At 66.8% G+C, this 6,619-nt stretch carries 6 protein-coding genes; all 6 read left to right on the top strand.

Annotated features, from left to right (window positions below; all coding sequences use genetic code 11):
• Positions 1 to 187 precede the first annotated feature (187 nt).
• The 6 genes from ACWIHY_RS14850 (at position 188) to ACWIHY_RS14825 (ending at position 6,613) form a co-directional block, all read left to right on the top strand.
• Positions 188 to 796 carry a CDP-alcohol phosphatidyltransferase family protein gene (locus ACWIHY_RS14850; RefSeq protein ID WP_454376042.1) on the top strand — a complete coding sequence of 203 codons (609 nt, stop codon included), beginning with the start codon at positions 188 to 190 and terminating at the stop codon, positions 794 to 796.
• A gap of 117 nt (positions 797 to 913) precedes the next feature.
• Positions 914 to 3,409 carry a sugar phosphate nucleotidyltransferase gene (locus ACWIHY_RS14845; protein WP_454376041.1) on the top strand — a complete coding sequence of 832 codons (2,496 nt, stop codon included), beginning with the start codon at positions 914 to 916 and terminating at the stop codon, positions 3,407 to 3,409.
• 97 nt (positions 3,410 to 3,506) lie between these two features.
• Positions 3,507 to 4,427, top strand: coding sequence for a DUF881 domain-containing protein (locus ACWIHY_RS14840; protein WP_454376040.1), 921 nt, complete (start codon positions 3,507 to 3,509; stop codon positions 4,425 to 4,427).
• A complete protein-coding gene (locus tag ACWIHY_RS14835) occupies positions 4,424 to 4,756 on the top strand; it encodes a small basic family protein (RefSeq protein ID WP_023543062.1) in 333 nt (110 codons plus the stop codon). The genes ACWIHY_RS14840 and ACWIHY_RS14835 overlap by 4 nt, the downstream gene beginning before the upstream one ends.
• A gap of 5 nt (positions 4,757 to 4,761) precedes the next feature.
• A complete protein-coding gene (locus ACWIHY_RS14830; protein WP_454376038.1) occupies positions 4,762 to 5,577 on the top strand; it encodes a DUF881 domain-containing protein in 816 nt (271 codons plus the stop codon).
• A gap of 82 nt (positions 5,578 to 5,659) precedes the next feature.
• Positions 5,660 to 6,613 (top strand): FHA domain-containing protein, encoded by a 954-nt coding sequence (locus ACWIHY_RS14825; RefSeq protein WP_454376054.1) that lies wholly within the window; start codon positions 5,660 to 5,662, stop codon positions 6,611 to 6,613.
• Positions 6,614 to 6,619 lie beyond the last annotated feature (6 nt).

Here is a 6,619-nt window from a genome sequence, read left to right as displayed (position 1 = left end):
GTACTGCAGGGGGGACCCTGTGGGAGAGTAGGACGCCGCCGAACAATCATTGTGGGAAAGCCCCGCACCTTATGGTGCGGGGCTTTTCTGCGTTCGGGGTCCGTTCTGTACCCCTGTGTGCCCGCTGGTTGTGGCTGAGGGTAGGGTCAGGGAGCATCATTGGCACGTTCCCACAGGAGGCCCCCGGGTGGAGGTCCAGGAGACTCGCGTTCAGACGGACCGGGTGCTCACCATCCCGAACATCCTCAGCATGGCTCGTCTCGCCGGCGTGCCTTTGTTTCTGTGGCTGATTCTCCTGCCCGTGTTCGGTGGGCCCAAGAGTGACGGCTGGGCCTTGTTGGTGTTGATGCTCAGTGGCATCAGCGACTATCTCGACGGAAAGCTGGCCCGTCGCTGGAACCAGATCAGCAAGCTCGGACGGCTGCTCGACCCTGCCGCTGACCGGCTGTACATCCTTTCCACGCTGCTCGGTCTCACTTGGCGCGAGATTCTGCCGTTGTGGCTCACCGCAGCCCTATTGGCGCGTGAGCTGATGCTCCTGGTGATGGTGGGCATCCTCCGCAAGCACGGCTATCCGCCCCCGCAGGTGAACTTCCTGGGGAAGGCCGCCACCTTCAACCTGATGTACGCCTTCCCGTTGCTGCTTCTCAGTGACGGAAGCGGGTGGCTGGCGTCACTGGCTGCGATTTTCGGATGGGCGTTCGCTGGATGGGGTACAACTCTCTATTGGTGGGCAGGAATCCTTTACGTGGTCCAGGTCCGCCGGCTGGTGAAGGCGGAGGCCGCGGCCGACTGAGCCTGCCGATTGCGGCAGTGTCCCGGCGCCTGGTTGTCTGCGTACGACGCCTCTCGGGCAGCCTCGGACCGGCGAAGTCGGCTAGACCGTCGTCTCTTCGAGGAGGACTTTTCCGACATGAAGGCCGTCGTGATGGCTGGTGGCGAGGGCACCCGCCTTCGCCCCATGACCTCGAGCATGCCCAAGCCGCTCCTGCCGGTCGCCAATCGGCCGATCATGGAGCACGTGCTGAGGTTGCTCAAGCGGCATGGGCTCAGTGAAACCGTCGTAACCGTGCAGTTTCTGGCCTCGCTCGTCAAGAACTACTTCGGTGACGGCGAGGAGCTCGGAATGGAGCTCACCTATGCCAATGAGGAGAAGCCACTCGGCACTGCGGGCAGCGTAAAGAATGCCGAAGAAGCATTGAAGGACGACGCCTTCCTTGTCATTTCCGGCGATGCCCTCACCGACTTCGACCTCACTGATCTGATCAGATTCCACAAGGAGAAGGGCGCACTGGTCACGGTGTGTCTGACCCGGGTGCCGAACCCTCTGGAGTTCGGCATCACGATTGTGGACGAGGCAGGAAAGGTCGAACGGTTCCTGGAGAAGCCCACCTGGGGGCAGGTCTTCTCGGACACCGTGAATACGGGCATCTATGTCATGGAGCCCGAGGTGTTCGACTATGTGGAAGCGGATGTCTCTGTCGACTGGTCCGGTGATGTCTTCCCTCAGCTGATGAAGGAAGGCAAGCCGATCTACGGCTACATCGCCGAGGGCTACTGGGAGGACGTCGGTACGCACGAGAGCTACGTCAAGGCCCAGGCCGACGTGCTCGAGGGCAAGGTCGACGTGGATCTCGACGGCTTCGAGATCTCCCCCGGTGTGTGGGTGGCCGAAGGTGCCGAGGTGCACCCGGACGCGGTGCTCCGCGGGCCGCTCTACATCGGTGACTACGCCAAGGTCGAAGCCGGCGTGGAGCTGCGTGAGCACACCGTCGTGGGGTCGAATGTCGTCGTCAAGAGCGGGGCGTTCCTCCACCGGGCCGTCGTGCACGACAACGTCTACATCGGTCAGCACAGCAACCTGCGCGGCTGTGTGATCGGTAAGAACACCGACATCATGCGGGCCGCGCGGATCGAGGACGGCGCCGTCATCGGTGACGAGTGCCTCGTCGGTGAGGAATCGATTGTTCAGGGCAATGTGCGGGTCTACCCGTTCAAGACCATCGAGGCCGGTGCCTTCGTCAACACCTCGGTGATCTGGGAGTCGCGGGGGCAGGCGCATCTTTTCGGCGCCCGTGGTGTCTCCGGGATTCTGAACGTGGAGATCACGCCCGAGCTGGCCGTGCGTCTCGCGGGTGCCTATGCCACCACACTCAAGAAGGGCGCCACGGTCACCACCGCGCGTGACCACTCGCGTGGTGCGCGGGCGCTCAAGCGGGCGGTGATCTCGGCGCTGCAGACGAGCGCCATCGACGTACGCGACCTGGAGAACGTGCCGCTGCCCGTTGCACGGCAGCAGACGGCGCGGGGGAGCGCCGGCGGCATCATGATCCGTACGACTCCGGGTGTGCCGGACTCCGTCGACATCATGTTCTTCGACGAGCGGGGCGCGGATCTGTCACAGGCCGGGCAGCGGAAGCTGGACCGGGTGTTCGCGCGTCAGGAGTACCGCCGGGCCTTCCCCGGCGAGATCGGGGACCTGCACTTCCCGGCCAGTGTCTTCGACTCGTACACCGGGTCGCTGCTGCGGAACCTGGACGTCACGGGTATCGCCGACTCGGGGCTCAAGGTCGTTGTCGACGCGTCCAACGGAAGCGCCGGTCTTGTGCTGCCGAGCCTTCTCGGACGGCTCGGGGTCGACGCGCTGACGATCAACCCTGGACTCGACGAGTCCAGGCCGACCGAGACGAGCGACTCGCGTCGTTCCGGTCTGGTACGGCTCGGTGAGATCGTCGCTTCCGCGCGGGCCGCCTTCGGGGTGCGGTTCGATCCCGTCGGTGAGCGGTTGTCGCTTGTGGACGAGCGTGGACGGATCATCGAGGACGACCGGGCTCTGCTGGTGATGCTCGACCTGGTCGCGGCGGAACGGCGCAGTGGGCGGGTCGCCCTGCCGGTCACCACCACGAGGATCGCCGAGCAGGTCGCGGCGTACCACGGAACGCAGGTGGAGTGGACGACCACCTCGCCGGACGACCTGACGCGGGTCGGCCGTGAGGAGTCCACCATCTTCGGTGGCGACGGGCGCGGTGGCTTCATCATTCCCGAGTTCAGCAGCGTCTTCGACGGCGCTGCCGCCTTCGTCCGGCTGATCGGACTGGTGGCCAGGACCCAGCTCACGCTGAGCCAGATCGACGCGCGGATACCGCGAGCCCATGTGCTGCGACGTGATCTGGCCACGCCGTGGGCGGTGAAGGGTCTCGTCATGCGCCGCGTGGTCGAAGCCGCCGGAGACCGGTTCGTGGACACGACCGACGGCGTGCGTGTGGTCGAGGCGGACGGTCGATGGGTGATGGTGCTGCCTGACCCCGCAGAGGCCGTCACCCATTTGTGGGCCGAAGGGCCCGATGTCGATTCGGCCCAGGCGCTGCTCGACGAATGGTCGGCGGTCGTGGACAGCGCAGGTCACTGAGGTGTGACCCGTGTGCCGGACGGAGTGGGAGAACGCCGTCCGGCACACCGGTGGGGCCATTCGGCGGTAACTGCTGCGACGTGCGACGATGTGCGGCATGTCGCAGCAGTCCCCTGATCGGAGTACGTCTCCGCCACCTCGGCGCCCCGACGCGTCCATGTCGCTGCTGACCAATGTGATGGACCACAGCCTCGACGACGGATACGCGGAGGCGACCGCGCGCAGGAAGGCCGACGGCAGCGCGGGCATGCCGCGCACGCTGCGCGCGAAGCTCGGGCTTGCGGCCGGCCTGGTGCTGGCCGCCCTGATCGTCACGGTGGGTGCGGCGCAGGCGCGGATAGAGGCGCCGGTGATCGCCAAGGAGCGCGAAGAACTCATCGACCGGGTGGAGGCCGAGACCTCGGCGGCGGACAAGCTGGAGCTGAAGGTCGAGGGGCTCCGGGCCGAGGTGGGAGAGCGTCAGCGCAAGGCGCTCCAGCAGCACGGCGGTGATCAGGGTGGGCTGGTGGCGCTGCTGTCCGGTGCGACGCCGGTGCAGGGGCGCGGTGTGAAGCTCGTCGTCGACGATGCCAAGGACACCGAGGAGGGCGGCGGCGGGCCGCGGGAGAGCACCAGCTTCTCCGACACCGGCCGGCTGCGGGACCGGGACATGCAACGGGTCGTGAACGGCCTGTGGTCCTCGGGCGCGGAGGCGGTGGCCATCAACGGTCAGCGGCTGACATCCCTCTCGGCGATCCGGGCGGCCGGCGACGCGATACTGGTCGACAACAGGCCGCTGGTGCCTCCGTATACGGTGCTGGCGGTGGGGGACGGGCAGCGGCTGAGTGCCGCATTCCAGGACAGCGCCGACGGCCAGTACCTCCATGTCCTGCAGGAGAGCTACGGCATCAGGACGAGCATTTCCGCTCAGGAGCAGGTCCGGCTCCCCGCCGCACCGAGCCTGATCGTACGTACAGCAGAGCCGCTGGTCGCGGGCGCCGGGCAGGCCGCGGCCGACACAGGGAAGGGCACATCGTGATCGCCGTACTGGGCCTCGTCGTGGGAGTCGTGGTCGGACTGTTGGTCCGGCCCGAGGTTCCGGCGGTGGTCGAGCCGTATCTGCCGATTGCCGTCGTCGCGGCGCTCGACGCGGTCTTCGGTGGCCTGCGGGCCATGCTCGACGGCATCTTCGTCGACAAGGTCTTCGTCGTCTCCTTCCTCTCCAATGTCGTGGTGGCGGCCCTGATCGTGTTCCTGGGCGACAAGTTGGGCGTCGGCGCGCAACTGTCCACGGGTGTGGTCGTGGTGTTCGGCATCCGGATCTTCTCCAACGCGGCGGCGATTCGCCGTCACGTGTTCCGGGCGTGAGGCACATGAGTACAGAGGACAACCCTCAGCGAGACAGCGCCGAGAGCGGCGGATCGGAAGAGCAGGCTCCGGCGGCTCAGGAGTGGCCGGCTCAGCGGCCTGCGACGGGGCGTCAGCGACTGCTTGCGGGACTCTGGCCGCCGCGGGTCACGCGCGCGCAGCTGATCGTGGCGCTGCTGCTGTTCGTACTCGGGCTCGGACTCGCCATTCAGGTCAGGTCCAACAGCGACGACAGCGCACTGCGGGGAGCCCGCCAGGAGGACCTGGTGCGCATTCTCGACGAGCTGGACGACCGTACGCAGCGGCTCGAGGACGAGAAGCAGAAGCTCGACGACCAGAAGACCGAGCTGGAGAACAGTTCGGACCAGGCGGAAGAGGCGCGGAAGCAGACGCTGGAGAAGGAGCGTCAGCTCGGCGTGCTGGCCGGGACGGTGGCGGCGCAGGGGCCCGGCATCACGTTGACGATCACGGACCCGCACTCCACGGTCGAAGCCGACATGCTGCTGGACGCGATCCAGGAACTGCGGGCTGCGGGCGCGGAAGCGATCCAGATCAACGGCGTGAGGGTCGTTGCGGACACGTACTTCCTGAACAGCGGAGGCGGTGTCCAGGTGGACGGGAAGAAGATCTCGGCGCCGTACCGCTTCGAGGTGATCGGCAAGCCGCAGGACCTCGAGCCCGCGCTCAACATCCCTGGCGGAGTCGTCCAGACGCTGGAGGAGGAGCGAGCCGTCGCCACGGTCACCCGCTCCCAGAAGATCGTTGTGGACGCCTTGCGACCGGCGAAGCAGCCTGACTACGCTCAGTCGTCACCGCAGTGAGGCCGGGGCGCATGGGGGCGGCGGGACAAGGGCATGAGGTTGCGGGGGGTCGGCGCACCGAAGCTGTGGTGCGTGGTGGAAACTGTTTGGTGGCTACGGACGTTGTGAAGATGTCCGGTTCGGCAGGTGTGTTCATTCAGGGTTCGTCCTGCCCCACGGGCGGGTCTGTTTCAGTCAAGGGGAATCGCCCGTGAAGTTGTTTGCGAAGTTGTTCGGCAAGAGTGCACGCGAGGACGGTGCGAACAGCACTGCCCGTCACCGCGCGCCGCGTGGTGGAGAAGTTGATGAGCAGGGTGGCGAGCGCCCGCTCTTCCGGGACGAGGTCGCTGGTCCGGGCGGGGACATTTCGGGTGGACCGGGCGCGTCGTCTGTTGACCCCGCCGGTCCAGGCCGCATAGGTTTCGGAGAATCAGCCTCAAGTACGGGTGGAGGGTTTGCCGCCGCTCCGTACGCATCCGATGCCCCGCAGGGGCAGCCGCGGCAGGAGGATCCGTCCATGTCGGCCTTGCCGGTTTGTACGAGGTGCGGGCACCGCAATGCCGAGGCCAGTCGATTCTGCTCCAACTGCGGAGCGCCGCTGCGGGCCGGAGCGGCCGCCGAGCGCCCCTCGGAGACGACGTCGACGATCTCCATCTCGGGGCTCGAGGCGTACGAGGCCGAGGCGACGGGACAGACCGCCGCTCCCTCGCTCTCGCCGGAGGCCCAGGCGGCCGTCGACGCCCTTCCGCTGGGTGCGGCGCTGCTCGTGGTGCGTCGCGGTCCCAATTCGGGCAGCCGCTTCCTCCTGGACGGGGAGCTGACCACGGCCGGCAGGCACCCGCAGAGCGACATCTTCCTCGACGACGTGACGGTCTCGCGTCGGCATGTCGAGTTTCGCCGGGGCGCGGACGGCGGATTCACCGTCTTCGATGTCGGCAGTCTCAATGGCACCTACGTCAACCGTGAGCGGATCGACTCGGTCCCGCTGTCGAACGGCGACGAGGTGCAGATCGGTAAGTACCGGCTGGTCTTCTACGCGAGCCAGCGGGCCATCTGACCCGTA

It is taken from the genome of Streptomyces sp. NPDC055287, from assembly GCF_053646035.1.
This window is presented reverse-complemented; position numbering and strand designations above follow the sequence as displayed.